Annotated in this window: 20 protein-coding genes; 12 read left to right on the top strand and 8 right to left on the bottom strand. The window is 59.5% G+C overall.

Annotated features, from left to right (window positions below):
- Nucleotides 1-378 precede the first annotated feature (378 nt).
- The gene (gene rhtA, locus QOM10_RS20275) at nt 379-1266 is read left to right on the top strand and encodes a threonine/homoserine exporter RhtA (protein ID WP_316916848.1); all 888 of its coding nucleotides are present in this window, start codon (nt 379-381) and stop codon (nt 1264-1266) included.
- Nucleotides 1267-1434: 168 nt separating this feature from the next.
- A complete protein-coding gene (locus QOM10_RS20280) occupies nt 1435-1716 on the top strand; it encodes a hypothetical protein (RefSeq protein WP_007917561.1) in 282 nt (93 codons plus the stop codon).
- 1 nt (nt 1717) lies between these two features.
- Here the strand turns inward: QOM10_RS20280 and QOM10_RS20285 are convergent, their stop codons facing one another.
- Complete coding sequence (locus QOM10_RS20285) at nt 1718-2281, bottom strand: TetR/AcrR family transcriptional regulator (RefSeq protein ID WP_150750756.1); 564 nt, start codon at nt 2279-2281, stop codon at nt 1718-1720.
- A gap of 91 nt (nt 2282-2372) precedes the next feature.
- On the opposite strand from QOM10_RS20285, the gene QOM10_RS20290 reads away from it, so the two are divergent.
- Both QOM10_RS20290 and QOM10_RS20295 read left to right on the top strand, forming a co-directional pair.
- Entirely contained in the window at nt 2373-3101 is a 729-nt protein-coding gene (locus QOM10_RS20290; RefSeq protein WP_316916849.1) for an SDR family oxidoreductase, read from the top strand.
- A gap of 35 nt (nt 3102-3136) precedes the next feature.
- Nucleotides 3137-3733, top strand: a complete 597-nt coding sequence (locus QOM10_RS20295; RefSeq protein WP_127929175.1) for a 2-hydroxychromene-2-carboxylate isomerase — start codon at nt 3137-3139, stop codon at nt 3731-3733.
- 43 nt (nt 3734-3776) lie between these two features.
- Here QOM10_RS20295 and QOM10_RS20300 read toward each other — a convergent pair whose 3' ends face one another.
- From QOM10_RS20300 to QOM10_RS20315, 4 genes are all read right to left on the bottom strand, one after another.
- The gene (locus QOM10_RS20300; RefSeq protein ID WP_316916850.1) at nt 3777-5585 is read right to left on the bottom strand and encodes an aminopeptidase P family protein; all 1809 of its coding nucleotides are present in this window, start codon (nt 5583-5585) and stop codon (nt 3777-3779) included.
- Between the two features lie 56 nt (nt 5586-5641).
- Nucleotides 5642-6808: an aminotransferase class V-fold PLP-dependent enzyme gene (locus QOM10_RS20305; RefSeq protein ID WP_316916851.1), complete on the bottom strand. Its 1167-nt coding sequence runs from the start codon at nt 6806-6808 to the stop codon at nt 5642-5644.
- 205 nt (nt 6809-7013) lie between these two features.
- Entirely contained in the window at nt 7014-7628 is a 615-nt protein-coding gene (locus tag QOM10_RS20310; RefSeq protein WP_095113070.1) for a LysE family translocator, read from the bottom strand.
- A gap of 101 nt (nt 7629-7729) precedes the next feature.
- On the bottom strand, nt 7730-7987 hold the full coding sequence (locus QOM10_RS20315) for a hypothetical protein (protein WP_160041241.1): 258 nt from the start codon (nt 7985-7987) through the stop codon (nt 7730-7732).
- Nucleotides 7988-8376: 389 nt separating this feature from the next.
- Between QOM10_RS20315 and msuE the strand changes: the two genes are divergently transcribed.
- From msuE to QOM10_RS20335, 4 genes are all read left to right on the top strand, one after another.
- Entirely contained in the window at nt 8377-8940 is a 564-nt protein-coding gene (msuE, locus tag QOM10_RS20320) for an FMN reductase (protein WP_038364098.1), read from the top strand.
- Nucleotides 8941-8950: 10 nt separating this feature from the next.
- Nucleotides 8951-10096 carry an FMNH2-dependent alkanesulfonate monooxygenase gene (gene ssuD, locus QOM10_RS20325; protein WP_007949711.1) on the top strand — a complete coding sequence of 382 codons (1146 nt, stop codon included), beginning with the start codon at nt 8951-8953 and terminating at the stop codon, nt 10094-10096.
- A gap of 76 nt (nt 10097-10172) precedes the next feature.
- Complete coding sequence (locus QOM10_RS20330) at nt 10173-11360, top strand: acyl-CoA dehydrogenase family protein (RefSeq protein WP_127929178.1); 1188 nt, start codon at nt 10173-10175, stop codon at nt 11358-11360.
- Between the two features lie 36 nt (nt 11361-11396).
- The gene (locus tag QOM10_RS20335) at nt 11397-12500 is read left to right on the top strand and encodes a sigma-54 dependent transcriptional regulator (RefSeq protein ID WP_316916852.1); all 1104 of its coding nucleotides are present in this window, start codon (nt 11397-11399) and stop codon (nt 12498-12500) included.
- Here the strand turns inward: QOM10_RS20335 and QOM10_RS20340 are convergent.
- On the bottom strand, nt 12497-12850 hold the full coding sequence (locus QOM10_RS20340) for an antibiotic biosynthesis monooxygenase (RefSeq protein WP_316916853.1): 354 nt from the start codon (nt 12848-12850) through the stop codon (nt 12497-12499). The two genes, QOM10_RS20335 and QOM10_RS20340, sit on opposite strands and share 4 nt — an antisense overlap.
- 93 nt (nt 12851-12943) lie before the next feature.
- On the opposite strand from QOM10_RS20340, the gene soxR reads away from it, so the two are divergent.
- The 4 genes from soxR to QOM10_RS20360 all read left to right on the top strand — a co-directional run bounded on the left by soxR (nt 12944) and on the right by QOM10_RS20360 (nt 16059).
- On the top strand, nt 12944-13396 hold the full coding sequence (gene soxR / locus QOM10_RS20345) for a redox-sensitive transcriptional activator SoxR (protein ID WP_127929181.1): 453 nt from the start codon (nt 12944-12946) through the stop codon (nt 13394-13396).
- A 105-nt stretch (nt 13397-13501) separates the two neighbouring features.
- Nucleotides 13502-13960, top strand: coding sequence for a VOC family protein (locus QOM10_RS20350; protein ID WP_127929182.1), 459 nt, complete (start codon nt 13502-13504; stop codon nt 13958-13960).
- Nucleotides 13961-14208: 248 nt separating this feature from the next.
- On the top strand, nt 14209-15084 hold the full coding sequence (locus QOM10_RS20355; RefSeq protein ID WP_316916854.1) for an alpha/beta fold hydrolase: 876 nt from the start codon (nt 14209-14211) through the stop codon (nt 15082-15084).
- 24 nt (nt 15085-15108) lie between these two features.
- Nucleotides 15109-16059 (top strand): LysR substrate-binding domain-containing protein, encoded by a 951-nt coding sequence (locus QOM10_RS20360; protein WP_316916855.1) that lies wholly within the window; start codon nt 15109-15111, stop codon nt 16057-16059.
- Nucleotides 16060-16186: 127 nt separating this feature from the next.
- On the opposite strand, the gene leuD is transcribed toward QOM10_RS20360, so the two are convergent.
- Nucleotides 16187-16801 carry a 3-isopropylmalate dehydratase small subunit gene (gene leuD / locus QOM10_RS20365; protein ID WP_316916856.1) on the bottom strand — a complete coding sequence of 205 codons (615 nt, stop codon included), beginning with the start codon at nt 16799-16801 and terminating at the stop codon, nt 16187-16189.
- On the bottom strand, nt 16798-18216 hold the full coding sequence (gene leuC / locus QOM10_RS20370; protein WP_150750745.1) for a 3-isopropylmalate dehydratase large subunit: 1419 nt from the start codon (nt 18214-18216) through the stop codon (nt 16798-16800). Before leuC ends, leuD begins: the two co-directional genes overlap by 4 nt.
- Nucleotides 18217-18382: the final 166 nt, after the last annotated feature.

The following is an 18382-nucleotide window of genomic DNA, read 5'->3' on the forward strand; positions in this document are numbered from 1 at the left end:
TTTTCAGAAGTTTTCGAAGAATTCTTCAACAACTTCAACCACTTGCGCTTCCGATCTCTCGTCAGCGGGAGGCGAATTCTACAGCGTTACACGCTGCTGTCAACACCTCTTTTTCAACTTCCTTCTGGCTTCGATGAACTGAAGCAACCTGCTGCCGAAACCTACATAACTCATTGAATCTCAAGGAGTTTTCCGTTTCGACTGCGCCGGAAGTGGGGCGAATTATAGACATCTCAAATCTGCCGTCAACCGTTAATTTCAGTTTTCTATCGATGCTGGGAAAAAGCCTTCTCTATATAGACGTAACCGCAACGAATGCGCAGTATATTGCCCAATAACAAAACAAAACCTTGTTCTTACCTCGGACGATGCCACGCAATGAATGACCAGCCACGCTCTCTTGCCTCAATGTTGTTCCCGGTTGGCCTGCTATTAATAGCCATGGCGTCGATCCAGTCCGGTGCTTCACTGGCCAAAAGCATGTTTCCCATCGTCGGCGCTCAGGGAACCACCACACTGCGCCTGATCTTTGCCAGCGTGATCATGCTGTTAATCCTGCGTCCCTGGCGAGCCACGCTCACGGCCAAATCGCTGCGCACGGTCATCGTCTACGGGATGGCATTGGGCGGAATGAACTTCCTCTTCTATATGTCATTGCGCACGGTTCCGCTGGGTATTGCCGTCGCACTCGAATTTACCGGGCCACTGGCCGTCGCCATCTATGCTTCCCGCCGTGCCATCGACTTTGTCTGGATCGCCTTGGCCGCTGTCGGCTTGATGTTGCTGATTCCAACAGGCGCGACCAGTGCTGGAATCGACCTGATGGGCGCCGGGTATGCGCTGGGAGCGGGTGCTTGCTGGGCGCTATATATTCTGTTCGGCCAGAAGGCCGGCGCCGATAACGGAATCACGACTGCAGCGTTGGGGGTGATGATCGCGGCGTTGTTCGTCGCTCCTATCGGCATCGTGCATGCTGGTGCAGCCCTTTTGACCCCCTCGTTGATCCCGATTGCCATTGGTGTCGCCATTCTGTCCACCGCCCTGCCTTACACGCTGGAGATGGTCGCCCTGACCCGGATGCCGGCACGCACCTTTGGCACATTGATGAGTATCGAACCGGCCTTCGGCGCGTTATCAGGACTGTTGTTTCTGCATGAATTCCTCACGCTGTCACAATGGATGGCGATCCTGTGCATTATTCTGGCGTCCGTCGGCGCAACCATGACGATGGGCAGTGCTGCGAAACCCGCAATCGCGGCTGATTGAAAGAGGTTTTGACGAAGGTCTGGCAATTGGCGCACATTTAGGCCATGTTTAGACCCGTAACCCAATGCCAGACATGGATTTTTTCGGACAGGGATTTCAAAAAGCTTAGAGCGCACGCGAACACAGGCAAACCCGAGCGTTAGACTCGTGGCCGCTATAAGGACGGTAATGAAACGAATTTTGATACTGATCGCCATACTGGCTGTTGCGGGTTGTGCGGCGACTTCGGAAACTCAGGTAAAACGCGGGAAAAAAGGGCTGCACATCAACTGTTCAGGGCTATCGTCCTCCTGGGACAAGTGCTACGCCAGTGCCGCCAATGCCTGCTTGCCGAAAGGCTACAAGGTCATCGCCAAGTCCGGTGACGCCGTGGAAGAACCCGGCGATTACCCGTTCGGTCTCAATCCTGCGGGTTACACCAGTCGCAGCATGATTGTCATCTGTAAATAGATCAGCGCTGCCCGGCAATCTGCCGGCCAATCTCTTCATGGCTGGACTTCAGCACCGCTTGCTGAACGTCCGGCGTGGCCAACATGCGCGCCACCACCAATGCTCCGACGCATTGCGACAGCACCGACCAGGCCAGGGTCTCGCTCTCCAGTATCTGTGCCCAACGCTCCTGGAGGCGACAAATCCACAGCTCGGCCTGTTCGCGCACCTGCACATCCGATCGGGCAATTTCTGCCCCCAGCGCTGGTAACGCACAACCGGCCTCAGGTTGTTCTACGTGGGCCATGCTCAGATAGTGTTTGAGACAACGCTCCAGTCGTTCACGATCCTGCGCCCCCTCTCCCCCCAACCGCTCAAGGCTTTGACCCAACTCTCGCTCGACGATAGCAGTGAACAACGCATCTTTGGACGAGAAGTGACTGTAGAACGCCGCCCCACTCAACCCGATAGCCTTCATCAAACCATCGACGCCCACCGTGGAAAAACCCGATCGCTTTGCTGACAACGCACTGCTCTGCAAGAGTTTTTCCCGGGTTTCCAGCTTGTGACTGGCGGAGTAACGCATGTGTTTGCCCTCGAATCGACTGCCTTGACGTTGCCCGGATCCTAGCATAACGTTCGTTCACTTAACGATCGTTTAATAAAGGGATTCACCCATGAACAACAAGAAGGTCGTATTGGTTGTCGGCGCCGGCGATGCCACGGGCGGAGCGATTGCCAAGCGTTTTGCCAAAGAAGGATTCGTCGCCTGCGTCACCCGCCGCAGCGCCGACAAATTGCAGCCACTGGTGGATGCAATCAAGGCTGAAGGCGGCGAAGCCCATGGCTTTACCTGCGATGCGCGCAAGGAAGAAGACGTCATCGCCTTGATTGAAGACATCGAAACCCGCCTCGGTCCGATCGAAGCCTTTGTCTTCAACATTGGCGCCAACGTGCCGTGCAGCATTCTTGAAGAAACCGCTCGCAAATATTTCAAGATCTGGGAAATGGCCTGCTTCTCAGGCTTTCTCAATGCCCGTGAAGTGGCCAAACGCATGGTCACGCGCAATCGCGGCACGATTCTTTTCACCGGTGCCACCGCAGGACTTCGTGGCGCATCCGGGTTCGCCGCTTTCGCTGGTGCCAAACACGGTATCCGCGCGCTGGCGCAAAGCATGGCGCGGGAACTGGGGCCGATGAACATCCACGTCGCCCATGTGGTGGTCGATGGTGCGATCGACACCGATTTCATTCGCAACAGTTTCCCCGAGAAGTACGCCACGAAAGATCAGGATGGCATCCTCAATCCCGAGCACATCGCCGAGAACTACTGGTATCTGCACAGTCAGCCACGGGATGCCTGGACGTTCGAGCTGGATCTGCGCCCTTGGAACGAACGCTGGTAAGACCCTGCCATAACAATAACGACAGAGACGCGAAAATGACGAAAACCGTGGAGTTCTATTTCGACCTCGGCAGCCCTGCCACCTATCTGGCCTACACCCAGTTACCGAAGATTTGCGCCGAAACGAATAGTGCACTGATCTACATCCCGATGCTGCTCGGTGGCGTCTTCAAGGCAACCGGCAACGCATCGCCGGCGATGATTCCGGCGAAGGGTCGGTATATGTTCGAGGATCTGGACCGCTACGCGAAACGCTACGGGGTGCCGCTGACATTCAATCCGCACTTCCCGATCAACACACTGATGTTGATGCGTGCGGTTACCGGCATCCAGTTGCGTCAGCCAGAACGCTTTCAGGCGTTTATCAATTGCCTGTTCACAGCACTGTGGGTTGACGGACGCAGCCTCGACGAACCCGAAACGGTTGCCGCCGTACTGAGCAAACACGGTTTCGATCCACGGGAAATACTGGCGTTAAGCAGTGACGAATCCGTCAAAGCCGTACTCAAGGACAACACCGAGACCGCAGTTAAACGCGGCGTGTTCGGGGCACCCAGCATGTTCATCGGCAATCAACTGTTCTTCGGCCAGGATCGGCTCGACTTTGTTGAGGAAGCCTTGCGCCAAGGCTAAGCAATCATTCAGGCGCTGAACACAGCGCCTGAATCCCGGCCGATCAGATAGCCGCAGTACGGGTGTTCAGCCATTCCAGCGCCGCACCCTCAAGCAACGGACTCAACCGCTCACGCACTTGCGCGTGGTAGGCGTTGAACCACTGTTTCTCTTCCTCCGACAGCAGCGCCGGCAGCAGGCAACGTGTGTCGATCGGGCACAGCGTCAAGGTTTCAAACTTGAGAAATTCACCGAATTCGCTGCTGCCCGCCTCGCGGTTCATCGCCAGGTTTTCGATACGCACGCCCCAACGACCCGGACGGTAAGTGCCCGGTTCGATCGAGGTGATCATCCCCGGCTGCATGGCCGTCTGCGGTGCCGGCGCTGCCTGATAGGCAATCACTTGCGGGCCTTCATGGACGTTGAGGAAATAGCCAACGCCGTGACCCGTACCGTGACCGTAATCCACGCTGTCGGCCCAGATCGGCGCACGGGCAATGGCGTCCAGCAGCGGCGAGAGAATGCCTTTCGGGAACTGTGCACGCGACAGCGCAATCACGCCCTTCAACACACGCGTGCAATCGCGTTTCTGCTCTTCAGTCGGCGTGCCGACCGGCACCATCCGCGTGATGTCCGTGGTGCCGCCGAGGTATTGTCCACCCGAGTCGATCAGCAGCAAGCCGTCACCCTCGATCACCGCATGCTCTTCTTCGGTGGCGTGGTAATGCGGCATGGCGCCGTTGGCGTTGAACGCGGCGATGGTGTTGAAACTCAGCGAGACATAATCCGGACGACGTTCGCGGGCAGCGGTGAGCTTCTCGTCGATGGTCAGTTCGGTGATGCGTTCGCGGCCCCAGGCCGATTCCAGCCAGGCGAAAAACTCGCACAGCGCCGCGCCGTCCTGTTCCATCGCTTGGCGGATGTGCTGAGCATCGGCTTCACTTTTCTGCGACTTGGCCAACGTGGTCGGGTTCAAGCCTTCGACCAGCTTCACGCCGCTGTCGAGGTTATCCAGCAAGCCGCTGGTCACTCGCGCCGGGTCAACCAACAGGCTCGCGCCACTCGGCACGGCACGCAGGGCATCAGCGACTTCTGTGTAATCACGCAGCGTTACACCATCCGTCTCCAGCACCGCGCGCAAATCTGCGTCGACCTTGCTCAGCGCTACGAACAACGTCGCCTGCTGCTGACCGATCAACGCAAACGAAACAAACACCGGGTTGAACGACACATCGCCGCCACGCAGGTTGAACAGCCAGGCAATGTCGTCGAGAGTGGCGATGAAATGCCAGTCCGCCCCGCGCTCTTGCAAGGTTTCGCGCAGTTTGGCGAGTTTCTCGCCACGGCTGACCGTCGCTTGAGGTGGCAGATGCTGATAAATCGGTGCATTCGGCAGGCTCGGGCGATCGCTCCAGACTTCCTGCAACAGATCGATGTCGGTGCGCAGGCGCGCACCGCGTGCTTCGAGCTTGCTGCTCAGGGTACGCGCCGAGGCCACGGCCATCACCGCACCGTCAACCGCGACCACGCCACCTTCCGGCGTCTGCTCGGCTAGCCAGTCCAGCGGGCTCGGCTGACCCGGCTGCAACTTGACCAGCTCGATGCCGCTGCCGTTGAGTTCTTTGCTCGCCTGTTCCCAGTAACGACTGTCGGCCCAGACGCCAGCAAAATCAGCGGTAATGATCAACGTCCCGACCGAACCATGGAAGCCCGACAACCACTGCCGACCCTGCCAGTAACCCGGCAGATATTCCGACAAATGCGGGTCGGCGGACGGCACCAGCAGTGCGTGAATGCCTTCGCGGCGCATCAGTTCGCGGGTGTGCGCCAGGCGCTGGGGCACCGATCCTTCGGTCGAGGTCTGGGTACTCATCATGTCTCCTGCTAATCACTTCATCGTTATTGTTCGTAGCCGTGAGGTCGGCTCGTTTAAAGCCCTGTCGCCCAGAATGCCGGAGCACTGGCGCAGGCGGTCTTGATCAGTTGAACAGCCTTGTCGATATCTTCGGCGGTGGTGAAGCGGCCGAGGCTCAGCCGAATGGTGCGACCGGCCAGATGTGCGTCATGACCCAGCGCCAACAGCACGTGCGATGGCGTGTTACTGGCGGAGTTGCAGGCCGAGGTCGCGGAAAACGCGATCGAATGACTCAACGCCGCGCTGTTGAATTCGCCCTCACCGAACGTAAGGCTCAAAGTATGCGGAATGCGCTGAGTGGCGCAGCCGTTCAGGCTAACGCCCGGCAGGCTGAGCAATTGTTCGAGCAGGCGTTCGCGCAGTGCGACGATGATTTTTTTCTCGGCCTCGAAGTTCTCGGCGGCCAAGGCAAACGCCGCGCCCATGCCGGCAATCTGGTGCGTCGCCAAGGTTCCGGAGCGCAAACCACCTTCATGACCACCGCCGTGAATCTGCGCCTGCAACCGCTGCTGCGCTCGTGGGCCGACATACAACGCGCCGATGCCTTTCGGGCCGTAAAGTTTGTGCGCCGAAAACGACATCAGATCCACCGGCCATTGCGCCAGATCGATGGCCACTTTACCGGCCCCCTGTGCCGCATCGACGTGGAACAACGCTTCACGACTGCGCACCACTTCGCCAATCGCTTGAACATCGTTGACCGTGCCCAACTCGTTGTTGACCAGCATCAGCGACACCAGAAAGGTGTCCTCACGCATCGCTTCACTGACCGCTTGCGGCGTGATCAGGCCATCGGCGTCCGGCACCAGATAGGTCACGGCGATGCCGGCGTCCTGCAATTGGCGGGCGGTATCGAGGATGGCTTTGTGTTCAATCTGGCTGGTGATGATATGGCCGCCGGAAAACCCGCGGGCCTGCGCCACGCCTTTGAGGGCGAGGTTATTGGACTCGGTGGCACCGGAGGTCCAGACAATCTGCTCGGCATTGGCGCCGACCAGCTCGCCAACCTGCCGACGGGCTTGCTCTACCGTCTGCCGGGCCTGTTGGCCGAACGCGTGGGAGCTGGAAGCCGGGTTGCCAAAATTACCGTGAAACCCCAGACACTCGATCATCACCTGGATGACCCGCTCGTCGACCGGGGTGGTGGCGGCGTAATCGAAATACAACGGACGTGTGTTCATAAAAGACTCGCAGAGCGTGTTCCGGGATCAGGAGGCTCGTGTCTGCAAACGGTACGGCGCAGCCTTGTGAGCTGCGCGTCGGTTCGAGAGCGTCATCAATACCTGATCGGATGCCGTTAAAGAAGAACAACTTCATTTAAAAGTGCGTAGGAACGCTCCTGAAGCCGAGCTTAACAGGCATCCGGCCTGCGGTTGAAGCAATGCGTCAGCTAAAGCTTTCGAGAAGTAACGGGTACAGCGAAATCACCAGCAATGCGGCCATGCCCCAGTTGAACACGCGCAACCAGCGCGGATCCTTCAGCACATTGCGCAACAACGTACCGCAGGCGGCCCAGACGCCGACACTCGGCAGGTTGATGATGGCAAACACCGCAGCAATCACCACGACATTGGTGAAATAGCCCTGCATCGGCGTGTAGGTGCTGATGGCGCCGATCGCCATGATCCACGCCTTGGGATTGACCCACTGAAACGCGGCGGCGCCAAGGTAGCTGATCGGCTTTGCCTCGCCCTCGGCACTGTCACCGACGGGTCCCGAGTGAGCGATTTTCCACGCCAGATACAACAGATACGCCGCGCCGACATAGCGCAGAACCGTATAGAGAATCGGATAGTTCTGAAACACCGCGCCGAGGCCGAAGCCCACCGCGACAACCAGAACGAAGAAGCCACAGGTAATTCCGAGCATATGCGGGATGGTGCGGTTAAAGCCGAAATTCACCCCCGATGCCAGCAACATGGTGTTGTTCGGCCCCGGCGTAATCGAGGTGACAAGGGCAAACAGGGCAAAGCCCAACAGCAGGTCAAGCGAGAGGGTCATGGCAGGCAATCCATCAGGGTCATTCAGGTGTTGACCCTATCCCACACCGCCCGGCAAGCCCACGGACAGTTGGGTAAAACTTCTACCAGTACAGTTTGGTTTCAGCTAGGACGACCGTGCAGCTGTACGGCACGTTCGGCACTCATTTCAGCTTTCTTGTCGAACCGGGTCTGACCGAGCAATTGCGCTTTTTTTGCGTGATATTCGTCGAAGGACAAGCCGCTGCGATTCAGTGCTTCCATCGCCAACTCGCGGGATTCCTCATCGGTGTAGGGGCGCATTTCCGGCGAAACGTGTCCGGCACAACCGGCGAGTACGGAGACAGCGAGCAACAGGGAAACAGTCAGTAAACGATTCATGGGAGCGTCCTGGCGAGCAATGGGAGTCGATGGACAAAGGCTACGCCCGGGCACGCTCGCGCAGAAATCAACGCTCTCAATAGTGGCTATCAGGAAATCGACACGGGCCGGCATATATCTCCGAACGATCTATAAATATCGATTAACGTTCTTTTACGGAATAACAAACAGCCTTTATAACTTCATCCATGCGCTGAGCACTGTTGCTCCAGCAACTGTTGCTCAGCCAACACCGATTCAACAAAGCGCCTCGCTGCTCACAGGCGCGACCGCCACGCTAACGCTCAACGCCTTGTATACCGGGGCTTACAGGAATTGGTACAGCGCTTGCTCAGACCCGGTGACTCATTCACTGCTCGCTGAGCAACTGTTGAAAAAAGGAACTGATCATGTCGCGTCCCCTGAAAGTCGTCGCCCTCTCCGGCGGCACCTGGCGTCCGTCCCGTACCTTGGTGCTGACCCAAGCCTTGCTCGCCGAACTGGCCGGGCACCTGACCATCGAAAGCCATTTGATCGAACTCGGTGATATCGCTCGTCCGCTCGGCAGTGCGCTATCGCGTCAGGAGCTCAGTGCCGAGGTTGAAGCCGAGTTGCAGGCCATTGAACAGGCCGATCTGTTGATCGTTGCCGCGCCGGTTTATCGCGGTTCTTACCCGGGTCTGCTCAAGCATCTGTTCGACCTGATCGACCTCAACGCCCTGATCGACACACCGGTGCTGCTCGCCGCAACCGGCGGCAGCGAACGCCATGCGCTGGTGCTCGATCACCAGCTGCGGCCGCTGTTCAGCTTTTTCCAGGCCATGACCTTGCCGATCGGCGTGTACGCCACCGAAGCCGACTTCGCCGATTACCAGATCACCAGCGAACTGTTGAAGGCGCGCATCCGCCTGGCCGCCGAACGCGCGGCGCCGCTGTTCGCCACACAAATCAAACCCTTGCTGAAAATCGCCTGAGGAGCCGTTCATGGATGTTTTCTGGTTCCTGCCGACCCACGGCGATGGCCACTATCTGGGCACCACCCAAGGGGCGCGCCCGGTCACGCTCAATTATCTGAAACAGGTTGCGCAGGCCGCTGACAGCCTGGGCTACCACGGCGTGTTGATTCCCACCGGACGCTCCTGCGAAGACTCTTGGGTGATCGCTTCGGCACTGGTGCCGCTGACTGAACGCCTGCGTTATCTGGTGGCGATCCGTCCCGGGATCATCTCGCCGACAGTCTCGGCGCGCATGGCTGCGACCCTCGATCGCCTGTCCAACGGGCGCTTGTTGATCAACGTGGTGACCGGCGGCGATCCGGATGAAAACCGTGGCGACGGCAGTTTCCTCAGTCACGCCGAGCGTTATGAAGTCACCGATGAGTTTCTGAAAATCTGGCGGCGTGTGCTGCAAGGCGAGGCGGTGGATTTCGACGGCAAACATTTGAAGGTACAGAACGCGAAGGCGTTGTATCCACCGGTGCAGAAGCCCTATCCGCCTCTGTACTTCGGAGGTTCTTCCGACGCTGCGCATGATCTGGCCGCTGAACAGGTCGACGTCTATCTGACCTGGGGCGAGCCTCCGGCCGCCGTCGCGGAAAAGCTCGCCGATGTGCGCGAACGCGCGGCGCGGCATGGGCGCAAGGTCAAGTTCGGTATTCGCCTGCATGTCATCGTGCGCGAGACCGCCGAAGAAGCCTGGAAAGCCGCGGACAAACTGATCGAACACATCAGCGACGAGACCATTGAAGCGGCGCAGAAGTCCTTCTCGCGTTTCGATTCCGAGGGTCAGCGGCGCATGGCGGCCTTGCACGATGGTCGTCGCGACAACCTCGAGATCGCTCCGAATCTGTGGGCCGGTGTCGGTCTGGTGCGCGGCGGTGCCGGTACGGCGCTGGTGGGTGATCCGCAGCAAGTGGCGGCGCGGATCAAGGAATACGCGGATCTGGGCATCGAGAGTTTCATCTTCTCCGGTTACCCGCATCTGGAAGAGGCTTACCGCTTTGCCGAGCTGGTGTTCCCGCTGTTGCCGGAGCCTTACGCCAGTCTGGCCGGGCGTGGCGTGACGAATCTGACCGGGCCGTTTGGTGAAATGATTGCCAATGATGTGTTGCCCACAAAAGCCTCGGCGTAAACCGGATCTCTTGTGTAGGAGCTGCCGCAGGCTGCGGCAGCTCCTACATGGGCAGTTTGAATTCAGGAGTGTTGGTGTGACCGCCAAACCACAAAGTACTTTGTTATCCCCGCTGCAGACCGCCCGCCAACTGGCCGCCGAATTTGCCCTGACCGCCGTCGAGCGTGATGAACGTGGCGGCACACCGAAAGTCGAGCGCGATGCCCTGCGCGACAGCGGCCTGCTGGCCTTGAGTATTCCGACCCGCTACGGCGGCCTCGGCGCCAGCTGGAGTGAAACCCTGCAAGTCGTCCGCGAGTTCGCTAAGGTCGACAGTTCGATCGCCCACGTTTTCGGTTTTCATCACTTGATGCTCGCCACCGTGCGCCTGTTTTCCCGGCCAGAACAATGGCAGCCGTGGTTCGAACAGACTGCGCGGCAGAACTGGTTCTGGGGCAACGCACTGAACCCGCTCGACACCCGTACCGTGGTCAAGAACCTCGGTGGCTGGCGCGAGTTTTCCGGGAAGAAAAGCTTCTGTTCCGGCGCCAGCGACTCACAAATGCTGATCGCCTCGGCGGTGGATGAAAGCGCCGGCGGCAAGTTGCTGATCGCGGCGATTCCCAGCGGACGCAGCGGCATCACCCTGCACAACGACTGGAACAACATCGGCCAGCGTCAGACCGACAGCGGCAGCGCCACGTTTGAACGGGTGCGCGTCGAAGAGTCGGAACTGTTGCTCGATCCCGGCCCACTGAGCACGCCGTTCGCCTGCTTGCGACCGTTGATTGCGCAACTGACCTTCACGCATATGTTTCTCGGGATTGCCGAAGGCGCCTTTGAAGAAGCACGGCAATATACCCTCAGCGAAACCCGCCTCTGGCACAAATCCACGGCGCGCGATGTGCGCGAAGATCCCTACGTGCTCGCGCATTACGGCGAGTTCTGGGTGGCGCTGGAAGGCATTCGCCTGTTGGTCGAACGCGCGGCGGCGTTGCTTGATGAGGCTTGGGCCAAAGGCGCCAATCTCAGCGCCGAAGAGCGCGGCCATGTCGCCACCGCGATTGCCACCGCCAAAGTTGCCGCCAGCCGTCAGGGCCTGGAAATTTGCAGTCGTTTGTTCGAAGTGACCGGCGCGCGTTCGACCCACGCCTCCCTGCGCCTCGACCGTCACTGGCGCAACCTGCGCACGCAAACTTTGCACGACCCGCTGGATTACAAACTCCACGAATTGGGCGACTGGGCGCTGAATCAGTCGCTACCGGTGCCGACCTTCTATTCCTGACCTGCCTGCATTTGAACTAAAAAGAAGGACGAGCCCATGCAACTGCTGACCCTACCGCCCTCCCCCGCGCTCGCGACGTCGATCCGCGCCACCGCGCAGGTCTTCGAAGACCCGAAGTCCCAGGCCTTGCTCGCGCATTTGCAACAGGTCGCGCCGAGTGAAGCGAGTGTGCTGATCATCGGCGAGACCGGTACCGGCAAAGAGCTGGTAGCGCGGCATATTCATAACCTCAGCAACCGTCGTCATCGGCCGTTTATCGCGGTCAATTGCGGGGCGTTTTCCGAATCGCTGGTGGAAGCGGAATTGTTCGGTCATGAAAAAGGCGCGTTCACCGGCGCACTGAGCGCCAAGGCCGGATGGTTCGAGGAAGCGGACGGCGGCACGTTGTTTCTCGATGAGATCGGCGATCTGCCGATGGCGATTCAGGTGAAGTTGCTGCGGGTTTTGCAGGAGCGCGAAGTGGTGCGGCTCGGCTCACGCAAAAGCATTGCCATCGATGTGCGGGTGCTGGCAGCGACCAACGTGCAGCTGGAGAAGGCCATCAATGCCGGCCATTTCCGCGAGGATCTGTATTACCGACTCAACGTGGTCAATCTGGAATTGAGTCCATTGCGTGAGCGTCCCGGCGATATCCTCCCGCTCACGCGCCATTTCATCGAGGCCTACAGCCAGCGCCTCGGTTATGGCCGCGTCAGCATCAGCCCCGGCGCCGAGCACAAACTGCGTGCCTACAGTTGGCCGGGCAATATTCGTGAGCTGGAAAACGTCATCCACCACACCTTGCTGATCTGCCGCAATGGCGTGATCGAACGCAATGACTTGCGCCTGTCGAACCTGCGCATCGAACGCCCGGACGATCATCACAGCAGTGCCGATGATTCACCGGAGGCGTTGCTGGAACAGGCCTTTCAAAAACTCTTCGCGCAACAGGCCGGCGCGTTACACGAAAAAGTCGAAGACGCCTTGTTGCGCGCGGCGTATCGCTTCTGCCATTACAACCAGGTGCACACCGCCGCGTTGCTCGGTCTGAGCCGCAACGTCACCCGCACGCGACTGATCAAGATCGGCGAACTGGCGGTGAACAAGCGGCGACTCACGGAAAATCTGCAAGGCGAGCGTTTGATCCAGCTGTCGATCTAGCCGACCAGGTGGCAGTGCAGCGCATCGTCGTGACTGCGGGCGATGCTGCTCAGCACCTGGAACGAATTGAAGGTGATGGTTTTCGCCTGATGGGTGTGAATCAGTTGCCAGAAATCCTGTTCGCCGCTCTCGAAGCTGCGAAACGCCGCCTCCCCCGCATCGCGGGACTGCCATTGGAGAAAACTCAGCACACGCCGGCCGTCATCGCTGGCCTGCACACTGGCGCTGACAAAACCGGCATAACGCACGGCCAGGCGCTCGATCTGTATCGATAACGCGGTCACCAGGGCGGGTTGTTGGCGTGGTTCGATTTCAAATTCGATCAATTGGGTAAAACTTCGGTTGTTCATGGAAAACCCCCACTCAACGTAAGACGAGCCTTGCGACTCGAAGGCCTGCAGGGTAAAACCTCTAGTTAAGTCAAGGTCAAGAGCATTTTTGCAATGATCACCAAGGAAACCGTGCACAAGCAGCTCACCGTCGGTGAAGTCGCAGCACGCAGTGGCGTGGCCGTCACCGCCCTGCACTTTTATGAATCCAAAGGTTTGATCAAGAGCCAGCGCAATGCCGGCAACCAGCGGCGTTATCCGCGCGAAGTGCTGCGCCGGGTGGCGTTGATCAAAGTCGCGCAGCGGCTGGGGATTCCGCTGGCGGAGATTGGCCAAGCACTGAAAATTCTCCCGGATGATCGTGCGCCCAGCGCGGCCGACTGGAAAATCCTCTCGCAGCAATGGCGCCGGGAGCTGGATGAGCGGATCGAGCAATTGACGCTGCTGCGCGACCGCCTCAATGGCTGCATCGGTTGCGGCTGTTTGTCGATGGAGGCCTGCCCGCTGCGCAATCAGGGTGATGTGCTGGGCGAACAGGGACCGGGACCGCACTTTCCCAAGGATTGACTGCTCGTCGGGCAAAAATCTGCACCGCGAGGACAGTTCTATAGTGACTCTTCCACAAATCCGGTGGAGTCCTGTCTCAAAGAACAACAATTCAGGGAGAACGTCATGAGCGTAAAACCCATTCCCGAGGGGTATCACAGCATTACCCCGTATCTCGGCATCCACAAAGCCGCCGAAGCCATCGATTTCTATAAAAAAGCCTTCGGCGCCACCGAAGTCATGCGCCTGGCCATGCCTGACGGCGGCATCGGTCACGCCGAGCTGCGCATTGGCGACAGCGCGATCATGCTCGGCTCGCCGTGCGATCAAGGGCCTTTGAGCAATCCTGATAAAGCCGTATCAGTTGGATTGCATCTGTATGTGACCGATGTCGACAAGTCATTTCAACGAGCACTGGATGCCGGGGCGACCTCGGTGTCCGAGGTCAAGGATCAGTTTTACGGTGATCGCAGCGGGACGCTGAAGGATCCGTATGGGCATTTGTGGTTTCTGGCCTCGCGCAAGGAGGATCTGACTGAAGAGCAGATCAAGCAGCGGGCGATGGAGATGTTTCAGCAGGGTTGAGATTTTGAGTGTCTGGACTGGCCTCTTCGCGAGCAAGCTCGCTCCCACAGGGTTTCGTTGGGTGGCATAGATAATCGTCACACCGGAAATTACTGTGGGAGCGAGCTTGCTCGCGAAGGGGCCGGCACTGGCAACCCGAGCCTCATCAACACACTTCATGAACCTGCCCACCACGCTTTGCCCCTTGCCGCGAACGCCGGACGATTTCAGGATGCATCCAATCAGAACCCTGAAAAAGGATCAGCCCGATGTTTGCCGGATTCCTCAAAGATCAGCGCCATGTCAACGGCGTCGACATCGCCTACCGTCTCGGCGGCAGCGGGCCGGGCCTGCTGCTGTTGCACGGGCACCCGCAGACCCACGTGATCTGGCACAAGATTGCCGGACAACTGGCCGAACACTTCACCGTGGTCGCCGCCGACCTGCGCGGTTACGGTGACAGCAGTCGCCCGGTCGCCGATGAGCAGCATGTCAATTACTCGAAACGCGAAATGGCCCGCGACAATGTCGAACTGATGCAGTCGCTGGGCTTCGAGCAGTTTTCGATCCTCGCCCACGACCGTGGCGCACGAGTCGCCCATCGCCTCGCGCTCGACCACCCCGCCGCCGTGCAGCGCATGATGCTGCTGGACATCGCGCCGACCCTGTCGATGTACGCGCAGACCAACGAAGCTTTCGCCCGTGCGTATTGGCACTGGTTCTTCCTGATTCGCCCGGCGCCTCTGCCGGAAACCTTGCTCGAAGCCGATCCCGAAGCGTATTTACGCAGCGTGATGGGCAGCCGCAGCGCCGGACTCAAGCCGTTTACCGATGAAGCCTTCGGCGAATACCTGCGCTGCCTGCGACAACCCGGCAGCGCCCGTGGCATCTGCGAAGACTATCGCGCCAGCGCCAGCATCGATCTTGCGCACGACCGCGCCGACATCGCTGCCGGGCACCACCTGAATCTGCCGTTGCGCGTGCTGTGGGGCGCCGAAGGCACCGTCGGAAGCTGTTTCGATCCACTCGAGGAATGGCAGCAAGTGGCGGCCAACGTCAGCGGTCAGGCATTGCCCGCCGGCCACTACATTGCCGAAGAAGTCCCCGAACTGTTGCTCGCCGAAGCACTGGCCTTTTTGCGCTGAGCCGAGCCGCCAGATCTCGGTGCTATGCTGGCGGCTTCTGCCGCCAGTGTTCGTTTTGACATGTCCCAGAAGAAAGACACCGTGCCCCTGCCCGAAGACCTGCGTGTGCTGCTCACCGTGATCCGCAAGAACGGCTTTGCCGCCGCTGCGGATGAACTGGGCCTGTCACCGGCCTATGTCAGCAAACGCATCCAGATTCTTGAAACCACCCTCGGTACTCGCCTGCTGCACCGCACCAGCCGTCGCGTCTCGCTGACCGAGGACGGTGAACGCGTGCAGCGCTGGGCGTTGCGCATTCTCGATGATTTTCAGCAACTGCACGACGAATTGTCCGACGCCCACGACAGCCCGCGTGGGCGTTTGCACATTTGCAGCAGTTTCGGTTTCGGTCGCAATCACGTGGCGCCGGCGGTGTCGTTGCTGGCCGAACGTTATCCAGAACTGGAGATTCGCCTCGACCTGTTTGACCGGGTGGTGGACATCATCAATGAAGGCTTCGATCTGGAGATCCGCGTCGGCGATGACCTGCCCGGCCAGCACATCGGTCGACGCCTGGTCAGCAACCGGCGCGTGCTGTGTGCCGCCCCGGGTTATCTGCAACGCCGCGGTACGCCGCAAACGCTCGACGAGTTGCAACAGCACGATTGCCTGGTGATCAAGGAGCGCGACAATGCCTTCGGTATCTGGAATCTGGATCGCGATGGCGGACAAGAGAACGTGCGGGTCAGCGGGCCGTTATCGTCCAACAACGGCGAGATTGTTTTGCAGTGGGCGCTGGATGGGCGTGGGGTTTTGTTGCGGTCGTTGTGGGATGTGAAGCCGCTACTGGAACAAGGACGCTTGGTGCAGGTGCTGGAGGATTACAGCCAGAGCGCCAATGTCTGGGCGGTGTACCCGACGCGGCTGGCGCATTCGGGCAAGTTGCGCGCGTGTGTGGAGTTTTTGCAGGCGCATTTCAAAGGCTTGTCGCTGTAACCCGAAACCACACAAAACCCATGTAGGAGTGAGCCTGCTCGCGATAGCGGTGTGTCAGATACGAGAAGTCTGGCTGATCCACCGCTATCGCGAGCAGGCTCACTCCTACATGGGGGTCAGCGGTGAGTCAGGAAAGCCAAGGGTTATTGGCCAGATGTTGGCGTTCGAAGGTTTTGATCTGCTCGCGCCGTTGCAAGGTACTGCCGATAGCGTCCAGACCGAGGAGCAACGCCGTCTTGCGCAGGGTGTCGATCTGAAAGTCGATCACGCTGCCATCCGCCAAACCAATCTGCTGCGCCTCCAGATCGATACTGATCCGCGCCGTTTCAGGCTCACCGACAAGCCGTCCGATCCGCTGTACCTGCGCCTCTTCCAGCGTGATCAACAACACCCCGTTACGCTGGCAGTTGTCGTAGAAGATCCCGGCGAAACTGCTGCCGATCAATGCGCGAATACCCATTTGCTGCAAGCCCCAGACCGCGTGTTCGCGGCTGGAACCGCAGCCAAAATTCGGCCCGACCAGCAGAAAACTTGCGCCCTGCCACGCTGGTTGGTTCAAAACGAAATCGGGGTTGGGGCTGCCATCGCGCAGAAACCTCAAATCGAAAAACAAGCCGCGATCGAGTCCCTGGCGATCAATGCCTTTGAGGAACTGCTTGGGCATGATCACGTCAGTGTCGATATTGGCCGCCAATAACGGCGCGGCCTGACCGCTGACTTGAGTGAAGGGTTGCAGGCTCATGGGCGTTCTCCAAAGTGGCGGATATCGGTGAGTCGACCACTGATGGCCGCAGCGGCGACCATTGCCGGGCTCATCAGATGAGTGCGGGCGCCGGCGCCCTGGCGGCCTTCGAAGTTGCGGTTGGTGCTGGATGCGCAACGGTCACCGGGCGCGAGCACGTCGTCGTTCATCGCCAGGCACATCGAGCAGCCGGACTGCCGCCATTCGAAACCGGCGTCGATAAAGATCTGCGCCAGCCCTTCGGCCTCGGCCTGCGCACGAACTTCGCTGGAACCGGGAACAATCATCGCGCGCACATGCCCGGCCACCTGCTGACCGCGCACGACGCTGGCGGCATCGCGCAGGTCTTCGATCCGCGCGTTGGTGCACGAACCGATAAAGGCATGGCTGATAACGATGTCGCTGAGCACCATGCCCGCTTCGAGCCCCATGTAGTTGAGGGCACGACGCATGTCCTGACGCAGGATCGGATCGCTGACCGCTTGCGGATCCGGCACCCGTGCCCCAATTGCGGCGGCCTGATCGGGGCTGGTGCCCCACGTGACCATCGGCTCCAGCACGCTGGCATCGAGGTGAATCTCGCGGTCAAACACCGCGCCCGGATCACTGCGCAATTCGCGCCACTTCTCCACTCCGCGCTCCCACGACTCACCTTGCGGCGCCCGTGGCTTGCCCTTCAGATAAGCGAAGACCTTTTCATCCGGCGCCATGAATGCGCCCCGCGCGCCGGCCTCGACCGCCATGTTGCAGATGGTCATGCGCGCTTCAACGCTCAAGGCATCGATGGTCGAGCCGCAGAATTCAATGGCGTAACCGCTGGCTCCGGAAGCGCCGATGCGGCCGATCAGGGCCATGATCACGTCTTTGGAGGTCAGGCCCGGCGCCAGGTCGCCGTCGACAGTCACACGCAGGCTTTTCAAACGTTTGTAGACCAGCGTCTGCGAGGCCAGCAAATGCTCGATCTCGGACGTGCCGATACCGAAGCCGAAGGCGCCAAGCGCGCCATAGGTAGTGGTGTGGCTGTCGCCAGCGGCAATCACCATGCCGGGCAGAATAAAACCCTGCTCCGGGGCGATCACATGTTCGATGCCCTGACGCTTGTCGAGAATGTCCAGTAACTCGATGCCAAAGTCCCGACAGTTCTGCGCCAGATACGACACTTGCCGCGCGCCACCCGCATCGGGCATTGCCGCGATGCGCACAGGCGTGGTCGGGTTGACGTGATCGACCACCGCCAGCGCCGTGCCCGGCCGCCAAACGTCGCGCCCGGCCGCGCGCAAACCGCTGAAGGCCTGCGGGCTGGTGTATTCGTTGATCACCTGGCGATCGATGTACAACAGGACATGGCCCTGGTCGTCTAGGCGGCACACGGTGTGCGAATCGATGTGTTTGTCGTAGAGGGTTCTGGCGGTCATCAAGGCGCTCACTCAGGCAATCAGGGTGATTTCCATCATAGGCAGCGCGCAGCGGCCATCAATTGCCTGACAGTGATGGCGTGGATCATGAATCGTGTTTGATCCCATGCAAGCAGCAAAACCCTGTGGGAGCGAGCTTGCTCGCGAAAGCGGTGTGTCAGTCACA

The sequence above is a fragment of the Pseudomonas sp. P108 genome (assembly GCF_032613195.1).
Classification (GTDB): domain Bacteria; phylum Pseudomonadota; class Gammaproteobacteria; order Pseudomonadales; family Pseudomonadaceae; genus Aquipseudomonas.

Bases quoted from the DNA above. Each gene is read 5' to 3' on its own strand.
- QOM10_RS20300 (WP_316916850.1), bottom strand. From the start codon at position 5,585: ATGAGTACCCAGACCTCGACCGAAGGATCGGTGCCCCAGCGCCTGGCG.
- QOM10_RS20340 (WP_316916853.1), bottom strand. From the start codon at position 12,850: ATGAACAACCGAAGTTTTACCCAATTGATCGAATTTGAAATCGAACCA.
- rhtA (WP_316916848.1), top strand. From the start codon at position 379: ATGAATGACCAGCCACGCTCTCTTGCCTCAATGTTGTTCCCGGTTGGC.
- QOM10_RS20305 (WP_316916851.1), bottom strand. From the start codon at position 6,808: ATGAACACACGTCCGTTGTATTTCGATTACGCCGCCACCACCCCGGTC.
- QOM10_RS20285 (WP_150750756.1), bottom strand. From the start codon at position 2,281: ATGCGTTACTCCGCCAGTCACAAGCTGGAAACCCGGGAAAAACTCTTG.
- QOM10_RS20360 (WP_316916855.1), top strand. From the start codon at position 15,109: ATGCTGGCGGCTTCTGCCGCCAGTGTTCGTTTTGACATGTCCCAGAAG.
- leuD (WP_316916856.1), bottom strand. From the start codon at position 16,801: ATGAGCCTGCAACCCTTCACTCAAGTCAGCGGTCAGGCCGCGCCGTTA.
- QOM10_RS20350 (WP_127929182.1), top strand. From the start codon at position 13,502: ATGAGCGTAAAACCCATTCCCGAGGGGTATCACAGCATTACCCCGTAT.
- QOM10_RS20295 (WP_127929175.1), top strand. From the start codon at position 3,137: ATGACGAAAACCGTGGAGTTCTATTTCGACCTCGGCAGCCCTGCCACC.
- ssuD (WP_007949711.1), top strand. From the start codon at position 8,951: ATGGATGTTTTCTGGTTCCTGCCGACCCACGGCGATGGCCACTATCTG.
- soxR (WP_127929181.1), top strand. From the start codon at position 12,944: ATGATCACCAAGGAAACCGTGCACAAGCAGCTCACCGTCGGTGAAGTC.
- QOM10_RS20310 (WP_095113070.1), bottom strand. From the start codon at position 7,628: ATGACCCTCTCGCTTGACCTGCTGTTGGGCTTTGCCCTGTTTGCCCTT.
- QOM10_RS20335 (WP_316916852.1), top strand. From the start codon at position 11,397: ATGCAACTGCTGACCCTACCGCCCTCCCCCGCGCTCGCGACGTCGATC.
- leuC (WP_150750745.1), bottom strand. From the start codon at position 18,216: ATGACCGCCAGAACCCTCTACGACAAACACATCGATTCGCACACCGTG.
- QOM10_RS20280 (WP_007917561.1), top strand. From the start codon at position 1,435: ATGAAACGAATTTTGATACTGATCGCCATACTGGCTGTTGCGGGTTGT.
- QOM10_RS20315 (WP_160041241.1), bottom strand. From the start codon at position 7,987: ATGAATCGTTTACTGACTGTTTCCCTGTTGCTCGCTGTCTCCGTACTC.
- QOM10_RS20355 (WP_316916854.1), top strand. From the start codon at position 14,209: ATGTTTGCCGGATTCCTCAAAGATCAGCGCCATGTCAACGGCGTCGAC.
- msuE (WP_038364098.1), top strand. From the start codon at position 8,377: ATGTCGCGTCCCCTGAAAGTCGTCGCCCTCTCCGGCGGCACCTGGCGT.
- QOM10_RS20290 (WP_316916849.1), top strand. From the start codon at position 2,373: ATGAACAACAAGAAGGTCGTATTGGTTGTCGGCGCCGGCGATGCCACG.